Genomic DNA, 16,602 nt, shown 5'->3' on the forward strand with positions numbered 1-16,602 from the left:
ACGTCGACATTCGGAAAAACCGTTGAAGGTGGAGTTGAAGATGGAAAAGACTGATTTCGAATTGCGCTTTACTCGCGGCAAGCATCCCTCCGGAGGCGGATACGCCGGACTCCGGCCCGGGTACAGGGTCGACGAGAAGCTGGGCATGATCTGCGAGTACGACGTGCCGGTCACCCTGCGCGATGGCGTGAAGATCTACGTCAACATCTTCCGCCCCAAGGCAGAGGGACAGTACCCGGTGGTGCTGGCGTGGGCGCCTTACGGCAAACACGAAGGCGCGGATGACTACTATGCGATGCTCCCGGGCTGTGGCGGATCGAAGGCATTGCATTCGGAATACGCCCGCTTCGAAGGACCGGACCCGGCGGATTGGTGCCCCTATGGCTTCATCATCGTCTATGTCGATCCGCGCGGTGCCTGGGGTTCCGAGGGCGACCTGACCTTCATGAGCCCGCAAGAGGCGCTCGACGGCTACGACGTCGTCGAATGGGCGGGAACCCAGGCCTGGAGCAATGGCAAGGTCGGCATGAACGGCGTCTCCTATCTGGGCTGGAGCCAGTGGAAGATTGCCGCGATGAATCCCCCGCACCTGGCGGCGATCAATCCCTGGGAAGGCGTGAGCGACTTCTATCGCGAACTGGTCTTCCATGGCGGGATCCGCAGCAATTTCACCGCGATGTTCCCGGGCACGATGTGCCGCCCCCGCAAGCGCGCGGAGGATCTGCTGGCGATGGCCAAGGAGCATCCGCTGTTCGACGACTATTGGGCCAGCAAGAATGCCGACCTATCGAAGATCACGGTCCCGGCCTTCGTCGTCGCGAGCTGGTCGGACCACGGCCTGCATACACGAGGCACATTCGAAGGCTTCAAGAAGATCTCTTCGAAGGAAAAGTGGCTCAGGGTCCATGGCCGCAAGAAGTGGGTCGACTACTACGACCACGTGGACATGCAGAGGCAGTTCTTCGACAGGTTCCTGAAGGGCATCGACAACGAAGTGAAGTACTGGCCTGCGGTCAACCTGGAGGTGCGCCAGAAGTACAACGTCGGCAACTACCGCCAGGAGAACGAGTGGCCGCTCGCCCGCACGCAGTACACCAAGTTGTTCCTGGACGCGAGCAAGAACGAGCTCAACACCTCGCCTTCGAGCGAGGTCGCGCAGAGCCGGTACAAGGCCGACGATCCGCGAGACAAGAGCCAGAACGCGGTCTTCGAGATCAAGTTCCCGCAGAAGACGGAGCTGACCGGCCACACCAAGCTGAAGCTCTGGGTCGAGGCCGCCGGAAGCGATGACATGGAGCTGTTCGTCGTGATCGACAAGTTCGATCGCACGGGCGACCGGGTGAACTTCCCGTCACAAAGCGGCTTCGACCATGGCCCCGTCGCCTATGGCTGGCTGCGCGTGTCGCATCGCGAGCTCGACATGGAGAGATCCACACCCCATCAGCCGGTTCTCAAGCACCAGAAGGAAGCCAAGCTGAAGCCCTCTGAAGTCGTTCCTGTGGAAATCGAGCTGTGGCCGGCAAGCGTTCTGTTCGAGGCAGGGGAAAAGTTGCGCGTGACCGTTCTCGGCAGCGACCTGCATGCCCACGTGGCCTGGGAGCACACCATCAGCGCGAACCGCGGAGAACACGTCATTCACACCGGGGGGGACTTTGACTCGCATCTGCTCGTGCCGGTCATTCCTTCCATTGGGCATGACTGAGGCCCAAGCACGTGGATTCCTCGTCGCGCTGCGGCTGAGTTCCTATCAGCGGCACGCCGACGTCACCGGCGATCCGTGTCGCAAGCGCCTCGTCATGCCGTTCACTTTCTAGGAATATTCGATGTCGCCCTGCACTGAATCCATCGCCACCGTCGACCTCGCGATCACCTCGCGCCGCTCCGTGCGCGCTTTCCTGCCGACGCCGATCCCGCGCCGAACGGTGGAAGACATCCTTGAAGTCGCGTCGCGAGCGCCGTCTGGCACGAACATCCAGCCGTGGAAAGTCTACGTGCTGGGCGGCGAGGCGAAGGCAGGGCTGTCGCGCAAGATCCTCGATGCGTACAACGACCCGGCCTGCCTGGCGCAGCACACGGACGAGGTCTCCAGTCACCCGACCGAATGGGTTTCGCCCTACATCGATCGACGGCGCAAGGTCGGCTGGGACATGTACAGCCTCCTCGATATCGCGAAGGGCGACAGCGCAGAAATGCACGCGCAGCGCGGCCGCAACTATGATTTTTTTGGTGCTCCCGTCGGGCTGATGTTCACGATTGACCGCATCATGCCCCGCGCGAGCTGGCTCGACTACGGCATGTTCTTGCAGAGCGTGATGGTGGCCGCGCGTGCGCGCGGATTGCACACCTGCCCGCAGGGAGCTTTCCTGAAATTTCATCGCATCGTCATGGAGCACATCGGGGCGCCAGCGGGCGAGACGCTCGTGTGCGGCATGTCGATGGGGTATGAGGACGTTGCTGCGCCCGTCAATGCGCTGGTCAGCGAGCGCGCACCGGTGGCGGAATTCGCGAAGTTCATCGAATTGCCCGGCCAGAGCCGATAGTCCGACGAGTTCGGCGAACGGCCGAGCTCCCGGCCATTTCGAAAAGGGGCAACGCGTCCTTGCACGCTTTCAGAAGCAAGCTGCTTCCCGCGAACCCGTACAACGCCGCGCTGCAGCCGGCGTCCATGTCCTGTCTCGTTCAGGGTCTGCGCACCTATGTCCCTATGTGCGCTGACGGACCTTCCCACAGCGCAAACGTTCCGGCCAACCCATCCCCTGGGTGAGCGGAGTTCGCCAGCGCCTCGCATCCGGCGTTAGGGTTAGCGATAACTGAATGTCGATTTACTTTTATGGTCGGTTGCCGTGTAATTCATGCACGAGTGGAGTTGGCTTCTGACGATCAAGCATCGAGACCTGACTTGCACTTACGTTTTAGCGGATGGCTACGTTGTGCGACACCTGACGGTGCTCACACTGAACTTGCACTGCAGCGGGCAATAAGTCTTGCGGCGTCTGCCGCCTTTTCTGGAGCGTTAATGATGCTGAACCGTAGACAGATAAATCTCGGCCTTGCTTCCCTTCCCATGCTGGCTCATCGTGCGGCACGGGCAGAGCCGGAATATCCCAACCGCCCAGTACGGCTTGTCGTGCCATACGATGCAGGGGGCGGCGTTGATGCTGCGGCACGCCCCCTGGCGCGCGCCCTTTCAGAGGTATGGGGTCAGCCTGTGATCGTGGACAACAAGCCTGGTGCCGACTCGATCATCGGGACCGGAGAAGTCGCGCGTGCCAAGCCCGACGGCTACACGATCCTGCTGGGTATTCTGTCGATCGTCCAGAATCCCCATCTTCGCGCGAAGATGCCTTTCGACACGCTGGCCGATCTGGCCCCGGTCGTTCAAGTTTCCACTGAGCCCTTGTACCTGGTCGTCACCAAGACCCTTGGCGTCACCACGCCGGCGGAGTTCATTGACCTGGCGCGCCGCAAGCCCGGAAAGCTTTCCTTCGGATCGTGGGGAAACGCATCCACGGGACACTTGCTCCTGAACTCCCTGCAGCGCAAGGCGCAAGTCGACATCACGCACGTTCCCTTCAAGGGAATGGGGGTCGCCGTGCAGACCATGATCGCCGGTGACCTCGACTCCGCCATGGTGCCCTACGCCATTGCTCGCATTGGGCTGGAGACCGGCAAGATCTTAGTCATTGGTGCGGCGGGTCCGACGCGCTCCCCGGTATTGCCACAAGTGCCCACCTTGGAGGAGTCGGGGCTGCAAGGTTTCTCGCGCGCCCAATGGATGGGGCTGTTCGCACCGGCGAAAACGCCAAAGTCCATCGTCGACAAGATCGCCAAGGACGTCACCGCTGCGTTGAGCAATCCCGCATTGGTGTCGTGGCTTGCGCAAGGAGGTGCAAGCCCGGCCGGCGGCACGCCAGAGGCTTTTGCGCACATCGTCCGGCAAGACTCCGAGTACTACCGCGAGCTGATCAAAGCCGCCAACTTGCGGCTGGAATGACCGCGTGGCGCAGGCGATGACCCAGGGCCTTCCTCGGAGGTCGGGGCCTGGCGTCGCGCCCCGCGAAACGAGAAGTGCCCGCTGATGGCGGGCCGAGTCAGCAAAAACATCAACGAACCGATCTCACACCATGGACCCATTTAGCGGGACAAAGGCCGTCATCGAGCGGCATGCGTTCGACGTCGTCGCGCTGGAGCGCTTTCTCACTGGACGCCTCGACGGTTTCGCCGGGCCGCTGACGGTCGAGCAGTTCAAAGGGGGGCAGTCGAACCCGACATACAAACTCGTCACGCCGGGCAAGGCCTATGTGATGCGCGCGAAGCCCGGACCTGCAGTGAAGTTGCTTCCATCGGCGCATGCGATCGAACGCGAGTACCGAGTCATGAGCGCGCTCCAAGCAACCGACGTGCCGGTCGCGCAGATGTATCTGCTGTGCGAAGACGAGTCCATCATCGGACGGGCCTTCTACATCATGGAGTTCGTCGAGGGCCGCGTGCTATGGGACCAGTCGCTGCCGGGAATGACCAACGCAGAACGAGGTGCCATCTACGACGAAATGAACCGCATCATCGCGGCGCTGCACTCGGTCGACGTCGACGCGGTCGGCCTTTCCAGCTTTGGGAAGCCGGGAAACTATTTCGAGCGCCAGATCGGGCGCTGGAGCAAGCAGTACGTCGCCTCGGTCGTCGAGCCGATCGACTCGATGAACGACTTGATGCAGTGGCTGCCGGCGCATATCCCGGCGGCCTCGCGGGACGAAGCGCAGATCACGATCGTGCACGGCGACTTCAGGCTCGACAACCTGATCTTCCATCCGACCGAGCCCCGTGTGCTCGCCGTGCTGGACTGGGAGCTTTCGACGCTCGGTCATCCCCTTGGCGATTTCAGCTACCTCTGCATGGCATGGCACATCGCGAGTGGGGCTGCGCCCGGCATCGACCATCTGGACATCGCTGCGCTCGGCATCCCGTCGGAGCGCGACTACGTGCGGCGCTATTGCGAACGCACCCGGCGCGGTGACGTCGATGCCGTGATGGCGGATTGGAACTTCTACCTCGCCTACAACATGTTTCGCGCCGCCGCCATCATGCAAGGCATCGCCAAGCGTGCGCTCGACGGCACGGCGTCGAACACGCAGGCTGCGCAGGCCGGATCGGGTGCAAAGCGCATGGCCGCGCTTGGCTGGCAATTCGCGCAGGCGGGGTGACGGGCACGGCGCGCCATTTCTCAATTCAAAGGGGACAAGAGCATGGACTTCAACTACTCGCCGCGAACTATCGAGCTGCAGAATCGGCTGCACGCCTTCATGGACGAGCACATCTATCCGGCCGAGACCGCGGTACTCGATGAACTGCGGGCGAACGCCGCAGCAGATAAACGCTACGCCCCGTTGCAGATCATCGAGACGCTCAAGTCCAAGGCGCGCGATGCCCGACTATGGAATCTGTTCCTGCCCGAGAGCGAATACGGAGCGGGCCTCACCAACCAGGAATACGCGCCTCTCGCCGAAATGATGGGCCGCGTCGTGTGGGCGAGTGAAGTCTTCAATTGCTCGGCACCTGACACCGGCAACATGGAAATCATCGCTCGCTACGGCACGCCGGAGCAAAAAAAGCAGTGGCTCGAGCCCCTGCTCGCGGGCGAGATTCGAAGCGCGTTTGCAATGACCGAACCAGGCGTTGCGTCGTCGGACGCCACCAACATCGAGTCCCGGATCGAGCGCGACGGCGACCACTACCTCCTGAACGGGCGGAAGTGGTTCACCTCCGGGCCTGCCGACCCGCGCTGCGCGGTCATCATCTTCATGGGGAAGTCGGACCCCGATGCGCCGCGTCATACCCAGCAGTCGATGATCTTCGTTCCAAGCGATGCCCCGGGCGTGAAGGTGGTGCGTTCGCTGCAAGTGTTTGGTTACGACGACGCACCGCAAGGTCACGTGGAAATGGTCTTCGAGAACGTCCGGGTTCCCGCGTCGAACATGCTGCTTGGCGAGGGGCGAGGCTTCGAGATTGCGCAGGGCCGCCTTGGCCCCGGACGCATCCACCACTGCATGCGCCTGATCGGCCTCGCGGAGCGGGCACTGGAGATGATGTGCCAACGCGCGACGGCCCGCATCGCCTTCGGCCGGCCACTGTCCGATCAGGGTGTGACCCGTGAGCGCATCGCCGAGGCGCGCTGCAAGATCGACATGGCGCGCCTGTTGACGCTCAAATCTGCATGGATGATGGATGTCGCGGGCAACAAGGCCGCGCAGGCGGAAATTGCGATGATCAAGGTCGTCGCGCCGCAGATGGCCTGCGACGTCATCGATTGGGCAATCCAACTGCACGGCAGCGCCGGCCTTAGCGAGGATTTTCCGCTGGCGCAAAGCTACAGCGCGGCGCGTTCAGTGCGGATTGCAGATGGTCCGGACGAGGTCCACCGCAACGCGGTCGCGAAGATCGAACTCAACAAGTATGTCTCGCGCTGAGATCAGCGCAAGAGCGATGCGGCCCTTCTGCGTTCGACCAGCGAGATGGTCATCCGGCCGATTCCTGCCGTGAGCTCAAAGTTTGCTTGGCTGCGGCGTAGTCTGCGTTGGTAAGCGATTGCCAGCCCACGGCATGCACAAAGAGCTCGGTGAGGACGTTGATCGCAGTGGCATCGTCAATGAAGCGGTCCGGGAAGTCACCGCCTTTCGCCGTCCAGTTGTAGCAGGTGTACTCGAGCATCGAGCAGAGCGCCGAGGCTGCGAGTTCGGTGTCCATGCCCGGGCTGTAGCCTTCTTTCTGCGCGAGTTGAATCATGACGGAGAGTCCGCGTATGCCCTGCTGGCGGACGTTTCGCCAGGCGCGAGAGAACTGCTGGTCGATCATGGCCATCTGGAAGGCCGCCGTGGCGATTGGCCAGTCTTCCCGATAGATTCTCCAGAAAGCGGTCAATCGCGACGTGAGATTCTCGAGGGGGCCTTCGGCCTCGCTGATGGGCCGGTTGACTTCATCCTTGAGCCGCTGCCGGAAGTCTTCCAACAGTTCCTGCAGCACTTGTTCTTTGGTCTTGAAGTACAGATAAAACGCGCCGGGCGAGCGGTCTGCCTGCGCCATGATGTCCGCAATCGTAGCGGCAGCGAAGCCGTCGATCGCGATCGTTCGTTTGGCGGCCTGTTTGATCGCCTCCCGAGTGGCGTCTCCTTTGTGGGTTGCGCGCTTGCGTCGGGCGGGGGGGGATTCGGTCTGCATTGGAGCTGAATGTAAGGTCAGCTTAGCTTTATGTCCAGAACTAGCCTTGCTGGAGAAGAGTCGCATAGGGTTTTCCAGAACTGAATGAGGATTTACTTTTAAGCGCCACTGCCGTCTAATTGCATCGTGCGGATCATGCGAAGCCGGATCCGGAAGGTCATTCGTTCAATGTTTCGGCCAAGGAGCCCTCAATGACATCAACGGCGGCGCTGCGCAGAGCAGCCACCATCAACCCCAAGGGACTGGCAATTTCGACCGGTGAGGAGCGGTGCACTTGGCCAGAACACGTTCGGCGCGTGTCCGCGATGGCGGGCGCACTGAAGGCCGCGGGAGTCAAGCCCGGCGATCGGGTCGCAACGCTTTGCAGAAACTCGCCTCGCTACTACGAGCTGTTGATGGCCATTTGGTGGGCTGGCGGCGTCATCGTCCCTCTCAACACACGCCTGGCCTACCCCGAACTCCGATACATCACGGAGCACTCGCAGTCGTTGCTGCTTTTCGGAGATGAATCTTTCAAGGAGATCGGAAGCCGGATTGGAAGCGAGGTGCCATTGCTGAAGGCCTTCGTCTGTTTGGATGGTGAACGGTACGCACAGATGATCGAGCATCCACCGACAGACGATGCTTGCGGAGATCTCCATGCGCTGGCCGGCATCTGCTACACCGGCGGAACGACAGGGCTGCCCAAAGGGGTGGAGCTGACACACCTGAATTTCACTGTCAGTGCGATGGGTGTACAGCGGGAGGTCGGCCACGACCCCCAGACCGTCTACCTTCATTCGACACCCCTGTTCCATTTGGCGGATCTCGCGAACGGGTTGGCCGCGACATTCGGCTGCGGCACGCACAGCTTCATCGATCAGTTCACCCCGGAAGTGTTCTACCAGCGGCTCCGGGAAGAAGGCGTCACGCACATTCAACTCGTCCCGACGATGGCTGCGATGATTCTCGACGCGCCGGAGCGCGACGATCGACTCCTATCGCAGATCCGCTCCATCGCGTATGGCGCCGCGCCGATATCTCAGGCGTTACTTGCCCGAATGGTGGAGGGCTTCCCGAATGCCCGTTTCAACCAGTTCTACGGTATGACCGAGGCGTGCGGCGCGAGCAGTACGCTGGCCCCGGATCGCCACGTCTTGAGCGGCCCGAAAGCGGGCAAGTTGGGGTCCGCGGGGCAGGTGATGCCGGGCTTCGAGATTCGCATCATGGATGCGAACTCGCGTCTATGCGGTCCCGGAGAAACCGGCGAGATCCAGATGCGCGGCCCGGCCGTCATGCGCGGCTATTGGAGGGAGCCCGAGAAAACAGCCAAGACGCTTGTGGACGGGTGGCTCTGCTCCGGTGATGCAGGCTATCTGGACGAAGACGGTTTCCTGTACGTTATCGACCGCATCAAGGACATGATCATCAGCGGAGGCGAGAACATCTATTGCGCCGAGGTTGAGAACGCCCTGGCTTCGCACCCGAACGTCGACGCTTGCGCTGTGATAGGTCTGCCCGATGAGCGCTGGGGGGACCGGGTTCATGCGGTGGTCGTGCCGAGGGCCGGCTCGACACTGAGCCCTTCTGATTTGGACACGCACTGTCGCGCGCTGATAGCAGGCTACAAGGTGCCGCGCAGCTATGATATTCGCAGCAAGCCGCTACCGCTCTCGGCCGTCGGAAAAGTCCAAAAGACTCAGTTGCGGGAGGAGTGGCTTGCCGCTGCCAAAGCCCACACAAAGCCGCTGGTTTGATTCGAGCCTGCCTGGTTGGGTCTTGAGCAACGCGGTCGGTGGGGCGCGCTCGATTGAACGAGACGGCTCTCCGCTGGCGATTGACCTGCGCTCAGATGGAGTTTGCTCAGCGCAACCCGCGGCGACCGTCATGGCCTGCCGAGCGGTGTGATTGCCGTACGCTCAGCCTGCGCCGTCTTGGCGTATTGCTATCCCTTGCCGTGCGACGACGGGCTGCTGGCGCCGGCGAGCCGCGCGATCTGAAAGACACTGTCTGGCGAGACCTGGACATAGTCATTCAGTCCGCCGGACCGCATGATCGGATAGGCCTCGGCTGTCTGATATACGCCGTCTTTGAGGAGTGCCTTGTCGATGTATACGGCCACCACCTCGCCCAATACGAGCCAGCCACTGACCTTGTCGCCATCGGTGTTCCGGAACTGCACGATGTCGATCACCTTGCATTCCATGGCTGCGCGGCTTTCGCCCACCCGCGGGACGTTGACCATGCGACCCGGCACGGCCGTGAGGCCGGCGAGCGGAAACTCGTCCTCGCCGTGCGGAAGCGGTGCTGAGGTCTGGTTCATCTGATCACCCAGCTCGCGGGTGACCAGGTTCCAGGTGAACTCCCGCGTTTCCGACGCGTTTTGAACGCTGTCTTTCCAGGCGATCGAAGAAAACCCGATGATCGGTGGGTCGTAGTTGAACGCGTTGAAGAAACTGTAGGGCGCGAGATTGACCCGCCCCTGTGCGTCGCGCGACGAGATCCAGCCGATGGGCCGCGGGGCCACCAGCGCATTGAGCGGGTTGTGGCTCAACCCGTGGCCCTTGGCGGGCTCGTAGTAGTGAAAGTCTCGAACTGTCATCGTATGGGCCTGCTTTTCCGCGCGGCAGCGCTATTGCGCCACCAGATTGAGGGTCTTCGCGATGCTGACGAACTTGTCGCTCTCTGTACGCAAGAAGGCCGCTGCCTGCTGCGGCGTCATGGAGTCCAGCTTGCGCAAGCCCTGTGCCGTCGCAAGCGCGACGAATTCCGGACTCTCGTTCCACTCGTGGAAGGCCTTGCTCAGGCGTGCGACGACGGCATCGGGTGCGCGCGCGGGCGCGAACAAGCCCGTCCAGATGCCGAATTCGAAGTTCTTGAACCGTGCGTGCTCGCTCAGCGTCGCGAGGTCCGGCAGGAGCGGATGTCGCTTCGTGCTCGCGATGGCGATGGCCTTGATCCGCCCCGTCTGGATCATTCCCAGGATCGGTCCCGCGAGAGGAACAAATGCGAGGTCGACTTCGCCGCCGCCCACGGCCGTGGCGATGGGTGCGATGCCTTTGTACGGAACCTCCAGCAGCTTGACACCGACGCGCCCCTGCAATTCGGCGGCCGCAAGATGAGCGAGGGTGCCCTGGCCCCAGTGCGCAATGGACAACTCCTTCGCGCCCGGCTTTTGCATCTGCTCGAGGAGCGCGCCGAGGTTGTTGAAAGGGCGGTCGGGATGGCTGACGAGGACCATGTCCGCGCTCCCGAATGAACCGATGAGCTTGAAGCTGTCGGACGCGTACTTCGCCGAAGCGAGAGTGAGCGGCGCCACCACCAGATCCGGACCGGCAGTGGCGAGCAGCGTGTATCCGTCGGGCGCGGCGTTCAACACGTTCATCGCTGCGATGGAGCCGTTCGCCCCGGGCATGTTTTCGATCACGAGGGTCTGCCCGAGGGCGCGCTGCAGAACGGGCGTGGACGGCCGTACCGAAGCGTCGACGCCGAACCCAGCCGGGTAAGCGACTTTTACCAAGATGGCTTTGTTCGGATAGGGCTGCGCGGCCGCGGCAGCGCAGCCGCAAAGCGCGACCGCGACAAGAGCGGCATCAAAGAATCTGCGAGTCAGAGTTTTCATGTTTGTCTCCGTGCGCCGGTCAGAAAGCCGGCGAAGTGTTGTGAATAAAAGATTCATGCATACACATCGGTGATGGCGTGGACAACTTCGAACCCATCAAGACGTCTCCAATCGCACTGGGGCGCAGCAATGACTTCCGGTAGCGCATCAACCGGCCGACTGTTGCGCGGGCAAAGAGATAGCTGCTGCGGGCACGGAGCGGGGCACTTGCGGCATTTGTAAAACGACCGTTTAGTAAACGAAGACTATGTCACCGCCAGCCACCTGTCAACAAGAAGCTCTTCCGTGAGATCCGGGCAAACCCTGGGCGGCCGACACTCGACTTCCGCTACATGCTCGTGGACCTGCCGGCGGTGTACGCGTGCACGGGCGGCGTGCTGCTGCCGCTGCGCGCGCCCGAGCGGCAGGCCTCCCGGGTGGCGGAACTGCGGCGCTGGTGCCGGCGCCTTGGCATGCATGTGAACCCGCAACCGAAGTTCATGTTCCCCGATGCGACTCTGGCTTCATGCATCGTCATCGCGGCAGGCGCTGCGGGCCACGACGTCGTGCCGCTCTACAAGGCCATCCTGCACGCCCAATGGTGTGCCGACCTGGACATCTCGAGTCCGCAGACACTCGCCGAGATCCTGCAAGCCTGGCTCTTCTGGGGACAGGACCGCCTGGACTTTCTCGAAGAAGCGCTGGCGAAGTCCGATGGAGCGCGCGTCGGCCGGCTGAATGTCCGGCCCTGTCTCGACGACTTGGAAACGTAGTGTGTGCAATTCCAGGGCCGACACACAGGCATACGCAATGTGCGCCGGAAGGGGAGGGCGCAGCGAACAATTCATTCGCTCCCTACCCAAGCTCACTTCACTACCAAGGAATCACCATGAAGTTCTCTCGCATTGCCAGTGCTGCCTCGTTCTCGGTCCTTGCCGCTCTCGTTGGAGCGCAAGCCCATGCCGAGGAATACCAAGGCGTGTTGCAGACGCACTCGACGCTCAGCCGCAGCGACGTTCGCGCGCAGGCCGTCGCGGCCGCGCACTCCGCAGATCCCTATGCCGATGGCGCCTCCTCAGGTGTGGTTGCGGCGCTGCCCTCCCCGCTCGACCGCTCGGCAGTGCAGGCCGAAGCCCGCGCACTCGCTCACGCGCCGGCCCAGAACCTCTATGTCGAGGCCTTCGTCAACAGCCGGGTGCCCGCGCAGTACGGCATCCACGGGGTGCTCCCCACGCGCCAGGCGGGCATCGCCGACGGTGTCACCTTGCGCTGAACGCCGGAGCTCACCGTGACCATGAGATCCAACGTGCTGATCGGCGTGGCGGCTGTTGCGGCCTCGGTCGGCATACTCACCGCTGCGGCACCGACATCCGGAGGCGACATTCCCTCCAGCGCCGCGCAGATCGCGCCCGAGTTCCAGAACATCGGCAAGTGGCTCAACTCGCCGCCCCTGAAGCTGCAAGACTTGCGCGGCAAGGTCGTGCTCGTCGACTTCTGGACCTACACCTGCATCAACTGCCTCAACCACCTGCCCTACGTCAAGGCGTGGAACGAGAAGTACAAGGACCAGGGCCTCGTCGTCGTGGGCGTGCACACGCCGGAGTTCGCGTACGAGAAGTCCACCAAGAACGTGCAGGACGCGATCAGCCGGCTGCAGATCAAGCATGCCGTCGCGCAAGACAACCACTACGCCACCTGGAAGGCCTTCAACAACCAGTACTGGCCTGCGGTCTACCTGATCGACAAGCAGGGAAAGATCGTCTATTCGCACTTTGGCGAAGGCAGCTACGGCACCACCGAGAAAAAGATCCAGTCGCTGCTCGCCGAACCGGCGCCGGCGGCGGGAAGCTGAGATGAAGAAGCTCTGGTTCGCGCTCCTCTTCCTTGCGGGCGGCTTCGCGCATGAAGTGCGCAACCCGGTGAGCTGCCAATGCATCGCCGCCAGCGGATTCATGGGGGCGACCCGGCGCCGCGCCCGTCCGATCGACCCGCCGCTTCCAAAAGAAAACTGACCAGCGCCTGCACCCGCGCGCTGCGCCCCTTGCGCGTGGGCACGAGCACCACCACCGGGGCCGCGCCAAATTCCCAGTCCGCCATCACGCGCTCGAGGCGGCCGGCGGCCAGCGCTTCGGCGGCATCCCATTGGGAGCGCAGCACGATGCCCAGGCCATCCTCGGCCCACTGGCGCGCCACGCTGCCGTCGTTGCTGACGAACGCCGGGTTGATGCGCAGCGTCTCGCCCCTGCGGGCGCCGCTGCCCGCAGGCCGCATGTGCCACAGCGTCACGTCCTCGTCGTTCTCGCGGATGCAGATGCAGGCGTGGTAGGCCAGGTCCGCCGGGTGGCGGGGCGTGCCGTGCTCGCGCAGGTAGCCGGGGCTCGCGCACAGCCAGCGTTCGTTGGAAGCGAGCGTATGCGCCACCCAGGACGAGTCGCGCACCGCGCCCACGTGCACCACCGCGTCGGAATCGTGCTTGTCGGGCCACGGCGTTTCACGCAGGTCCAGCTGCAGCCGCAGGGCCGGATGCAGGCGGGAGAAACGGGACAGCCATGGCGCGACGTGCGTGCGGCCATAGCCGAAGGACGCGGCCACGCGCAGCGTTCCGCTCAGGCGCCGGTCGTCGCGCTGCAGGGATTCGCGCAGGCCGTCGAACTTCAGCAAAAGTTCATAGGCCTCGCGCCCGAACCGTTCGCCTTCGGAGGTCAAGTGCAGCTTGCGCGACGTGCGGTGGGCCAGCGCCAGGCCCAGCGAGGCCTCGAGCTTGCGCAGGCGCATCGACAGCGCGGGCGGCGTGACACCCAGCGAGCGCGCAGCCGCGCTGAGCGAGCTCTCGCGCAGCAGCGCGGCAGCCAGGCGAAGGTCTTCGATCTGCATCATTCAGCAGAGCTTAACTATTGATGACGCAAGAGTGAAGCTCGAAGACGCCCTGGCACACCTAAAGTGAGCGCCATGCAAAACACTTCGACTCCCCATGCCGCGGCCGGACGCTATCCCCGGGCCGTGCTGTTCGACCTGCTCACCGCGCTGCTCGACTCGTGGACCGTCTGGAACGCGGCTGCCGGCTCCGAGCGGATGGGCCGCGCCTGGCGCGCCGAATACCTGCGGCTCACCTATGGCTGCGGTGCCTACGTGCCCTACGAAGACCTGGTGCGGCAGGCCGCCGCCGCCGTGGGGTTGCCCGCGAGCGCCCCGCAGTCGCTGGACGACCATTGGGATGAACTGCCTGCCTGGAGCGGCGCCACCGAACTGCTGCGGGCGCTTCAGCCCCACTGCAAGCTGGCCGTGGTGACCAACTGCTCGCGGCGCCTGGGCGAACGCGCTGCCGAACGCCTGGGCATCGACTGGGACGTGGTCGTGACCTCCGAGGAAGCGGGCTTCTACAAGCCCGACCCCAGGCCCTACCGGCTGGCCCTGGAGCGGCTGGACGTGCAGCCGGGCGAGGCGGCCTTCGTTGCCGGCTCCGGCTACGACATGTTCGGCACCGCCAGCGTCGGCCTGCGCACCTACTGGCACAACCGCGTCGGCCTCGCCCGGCCCGAAGGCGCGCCGCTGGCGGAGGTCGAGTCGCCCACGCTCGATGGCGCGCTGCCATGGCTGCGCGGCTTCCGGCCGGCCGCTTCCTGATCCAACCCACCACCCCAGGACCTTGTCGATGATCCGCTTTCTTCGCCTGGCCGGCAGCCTTGTCGCCTTCTGCGCCGGCTTGCTGGCCGCGCCCGGCACTTTCGCCCAGCCGTTTCCGAACCGCCCGGTCACGCTGATCGTTCCTTTCCCCGCCGGGGGGCCCAGCGATGCACTGGCCCGCGCCGTCGCACAGAAGATGGCTGCGCCGCTGGGCCAGCCCGTGGTCATCGAGAACCTCGGCGGCGCCAATGGCGTCATCGGCCTGACGAAGGCCAGCAAGGCTGCCGCCGACGGCTACACCATCTCGTTCGGAGGCATCGGCACGCATGTGGCCAACCTCGCGCTGTACAAGAAACTGGCCTATGACCCCGTTGCCGATTTCTCGCCCATCGGCCCCGCGGGCGCGGCACCGATGCTGCTGCTGGCCCGCGCCGATCTGCCGGCCAACGACCTGCGCGAGTTCGGCGCCTGGCTGGCGAAGCACAAGGACAAGGCCTCCTACGGCAGCGCGGGCGTGGGGTCGATCTCGCACTACGGCTGCGTGTTGTTGCTCTCTTCCCTCGGCCAGAACGCCACGCACGTGCCCTACAAGGGCGTCGCGCCAGCGGTCAACGACCTGATGGGCGGCCAGACCGATTTCATGTGCGACCAGACCACCACCGCACTGCCGCAGATCGCCGGCGGGCGCATCAAGGCCATCGCGGTGCTGTCGGGCACGCGCCTCGCGCAGCTGCCTCGTATCGGCACCGCCGCGGAAGCCGGCCATGCCCTGGACGTGCGTTCCTGGAACGCCTTCTTCGCCCCGCGCGGCACGCCGCAGCCCGTGCTCGCCAGGCTGACGAGCGCGCTGCAGCAGGCGGTCGCCGATCCGGCGCTGCGCAAGCAGATGGAAGGACTGGGCGTCGACCTGCCCGCACCTGCCGATGCAACGCCCGCGACCGTCACCGCGCTCATCGCGCGCGGTATCCGCGACGACGTGCCGGCCCTCAAGGCCAAGGGCCAATACCTGGATTGATTCGAATGAGCAACATGCAGAACATCTCCCAAGATCTCGCCCACATCGACACCCCCGCAGCCATTGTGTCGCTGCCGCGCATGCAACGGAACATCGCGCGCATGCAGCAGCAGGCCGACGCGCTGGGCGTGCGCTTTCGCCCGCACGTGAAGACCAGCAAATGCGCCGAGGTGGTCGCCGCGCAGCTTGCCGCCGGCGCGGCGGGCATCACGGTGTCGACGCTGAAAGAGGCCGACCAGTTCTTCGCCCACGGCGTGACCGACATCCTCTACGCCGTCGGCATGGCGCCGCACCGGCTCGCGCATGCGCTGGACCTCTGCCAGCGCGGCTGCGCGCTGCAGATCCTGACCGACAGCGTCGAAGGCGCACGGGCCATCGCCGAGTACGGCCGCGCACGTGGACACGCGTTCGAAGTTCTCATCGAGATCGACACCGACGGCCACCGCTCCGGCATCAAGCCGGGCGAGGATCTCCTGCTGGAGGTCGGCCGCATGCTGCACGAGGGCGGCATGCGCCTGGCCGGCGTGCTCACGCATGCGGGCTCCAGCTACGAACTGCATACGCCCGAGGCCCTGGCCGCCCTGGCCGAGCAGGAACGTGCCGGCTGTGTGCAGGCTGCGGAACGCCTGCGCGCAGCGGGCCTGCCGTGCCCCATCGTCTCGGTAGGCTCCACCCCCACGGCGCTGGAAGCCGCGTCGCTGGAAGGCGTCACCGAACTGCGCGCCGGCGTCTATGTCTTCTTCGACCTGGTGATGCGCAACGTGGGCGTCTGCCGCACCGAAGACATTGCGCTGAGCGTGCTCACCACCGTCATCGGGCACCAGGCCGACAAGGGCTGGGCCATCGTCGATGCCGGCTGGATGGCCATGAGCCGCGACCGGGGCACGGGCAGGCAGCAACGCGACTATGGCTATGGCCAGGTGTGCACCGTGGACGGAATGCCGATCGAGGGCTACCTGCTGTCGGCCGCCAACCAGGAGCACGGCATCCTGTCGCGCGAGGGCGCTGCGGACACGGACATCGTCGCGCGCTTCCCGGTCGGCACGCGGCTGCGCATATTGCCCAACCATGCCTGCGCGACCGGCGCGCAGTTTCCCGCCTACCAGGCGCTGGCCGCGGACGGCACGGTGCAAACCTGGGAGCGTTTCCATGGCTGGTGAGAACGCCGCCG

The 16,602-nt window shown here is 64.1% G+C and carries 16 protein-coding genes; 12 read left to right on the forward strand and 4 right to left on the reverse strand.

Going from position 1 to position 16,602, the window contains the following annotated elements; genetic code table 11:
• Positions 1–28 precede the first annotated feature (28 nt).
• The 5 genes from ACAM54_RS31315 (at position 29) to ACAM54_RS31335 (ending at position 6,464) form a co-directional block, all read left to right on the forward strand.
• Positions 29–1,702 (forward strand): CocE/NonD family hydrolase, encoded by a 1,674-nt coding sequence (locus ACAM54_RS31315; RefSeq protein WP_369651867.1) that lies wholly within the window; start codon positions 29–31, stop codon positions 1,700–1,702.
• 121 nt (positions 1,703–1,823) lie between these two features.
• A complete protein-coding gene (locus ACAM54_RS31320) occupies positions 1,824–2,540 on the forward strand; it encodes a nitroreductase (protein WP_369651129.1) in 717 nt (238 codons plus the stop codon).
• Between the two features lie 476 nt (positions 2,541–3,016).
• The gene (locus ACAM54_RS31325) at positions 3,017–3,994 is read left to right on the forward strand and encodes a Bug family tripartite tricarboxylate transporter substrate binding protein (RefSeq protein ID WP_369651128.1); all 978 of its coding nucleotides are present in this window, start codon (positions 3,017–3,019) and stop codon (positions 3,992–3,994) included.
• Between the two features lie 130 nt (positions 3,995–4,124).
• Positions 4,125–5,201 carry a phosphotransferase gene (locus tag ACAM54_RS31330; RefSeq protein ID WP_369651127.1) on the forward strand — a complete coding sequence of 359 codons (1,077 nt, stop codon included), beginning with the start codon at positions 4,125–4,127 and terminating at the stop codon, positions 5,199–5,201.
• Between the two features lie 42 nt (positions 5,202–5,243).
• Complete coding sequence (locus ACAM54_RS31335; protein WP_369651126.1) at positions 5,244–6,464, forward strand: acyl-CoA dehydrogenase family protein; 1,221 nt, start codon at positions 5,244–5,246, stop codon at positions 6,462–6,464.
• A gap of 49 nt (positions 6,465–6,513) precedes the next feature.
• Here the strand turns inward: ACAM54_RS31335 and ACAM54_RS31340 are convergent, their stop codons facing one another.
• A complete protein-coding gene (locus tag ACAM54_RS31340) occupies positions 6,514–7,212 on the reverse strand; it encodes a TetR/AcrR family transcriptional regulator (RefSeq protein WP_369651125.1) in 699 nt (232 codons plus the stop codon).
• 191 nt (positions 7,213–7,403) lie between these two features.
• On the opposite strand from ACAM54_RS31340, the gene ACAM54_RS31345 reads away from it, so the two are divergent.
• Positions 7,404–8,948, forward strand: a complete 1,545-nt coding sequence (locus tag ACAM54_RS31345) for a class I adenylate-forming enzyme family protein (protein WP_369651124.1) — start codon at positions 7,404–7,406, stop codon at positions 8,946–8,948.
• Between the two features lie 188 nt (positions 8,949–9,136).
• Here the strand turns inward: ACAM54_RS31345 and ACAM54_RS31350 are convergent, their stop codons facing one another.
• Both ACAM54_RS31350 and ACAM54_RS31355 read right to left on the reverse strand, forming a co-directional pair.
• Complete coding sequence (locus ACAM54_RS31350; protein WP_369651123.1) at positions 9,137–9,793, reverse strand: flavin reductase family protein; 657 nt, start codon at positions 9,791–9,793, stop codon at positions 9,137–9,139.
• Positions 9,794–9,823: 30 nt separating this feature from the next.
• On the reverse strand, positions 9,824–10,813 hold the full coding sequence (locus tag ACAM54_RS31355; protein WP_209536954.1) for a tripartite tricarboxylate transporter substrate binding protein: 990 nt from the start codon (positions 10,811–10,813) through the stop codon (positions 9,824–9,826).
• 332 nt (positions 10,814–11,145) lie between these two features.
• On the opposite strand from ACAM54_RS31355, the gene ACAM54_RS31360 reads away from it, so the two are divergent.
• The 3 genes from ACAM54_RS31360 (at position 11,146) to ACAM54_RS31370 (ending at position 12,644) form a co-directional block, all read left to right on the forward strand.
• A complete protein-coding gene (locus ACAM54_RS31360; RefSeq protein ID WP_369651122.1) occupies positions 11,146–11,565 on the forward strand; it encodes a hypothetical protein in 420 nt (139 codons plus the stop codon).
• A gap of 116 nt (positions 11,566–11,681) precedes the next feature.
• Positions 11,682–12,065, forward strand: coding sequence for a hypothetical protein (locus ACAM54_RS31365; protein ID WP_369651121.1), 384 nt, complete (start codon positions 11,682–11,684; stop codon positions 12,063–12,065).
• Between the two features lie 15 nt (positions 12,066–12,080).
• A complete protein-coding gene (locus ACAM54_RS31370; RefSeq protein WP_369651120.1) occupies positions 12,081–12,644 on the forward strand; it encodes a thioredoxin family protein in 564 nt (187 codons plus the stop codon).
• A 98-nt stretch (positions 12,645–12,742) separates the two neighbouring features.
• Here the strand turns inward: ACAM54_RS31370 and ACAM54_RS31375 are convergent, their stop codons facing one another.
• Positions 12,743–13,669, reverse strand: a complete 927-nt coding sequence (locus ACAM54_RS31375; protein ID WP_369651119.1) for a LysR family transcriptional regulator — start codon at positions 13,667–13,669, stop codon at positions 12,743–12,745.
• A 72-nt stretch (positions 13,670–13,741) separates the two neighbouring features.
• Between ACAM54_RS31375 and ACAM54_RS31380 the strand changes: the two genes are divergently transcribed.
• Genes ACAM54_RS31380 through ACAM54_RS31390 form a run of 3 tightly spaced genes read left to right on the forward strand, consistent with a single transcriptional unit; the run spans position 13,742 to position 16,591 of the window.
• A complete protein-coding gene (locus tag ACAM54_RS31380) occupies positions 13,742–14,416 on the forward strand; it encodes an HAD family hydrolase (RefSeq protein ID WP_369651118.1) in 675 nt (224 codons plus the stop codon).
• A 28-nt stretch (positions 14,417–14,444) separates the two neighbouring features.
• Positions 14,445–15,431 (forward strand): tripartite tricarboxylate transporter substrate-binding protein, encoded by a 987-nt coding sequence (locus ACAM54_RS31385; RefSeq protein ID WP_369651117.1) that lies wholly within the window; start codon positions 14,445–14,447, stop codon positions 15,429–15,431.
• A 5-nt stretch (positions 15,432–15,436) separates the two neighbouring features.
• Entirely contained in the window at positions 15,437–16,591 is a 1,155-nt protein-coding gene (locus ACAM54_RS31390; RefSeq protein WP_369651116.1) for a DSD1 family PLP-dependent enzyme, read from the forward strand.
• Positions 16,592–16,602: the final 11 nt, after the last annotated feature.

It is taken from the genome of Variovorax sp. V93 (genome assembly GCF_041154485.1).
GTDB classification, from domain to species: Bacteria; Pseudomonadota; Gammaproteobacteria; order Burkholderiales; family Burkholderiaceae_C; genus Variovorax; species Variovorax beijingensis_A.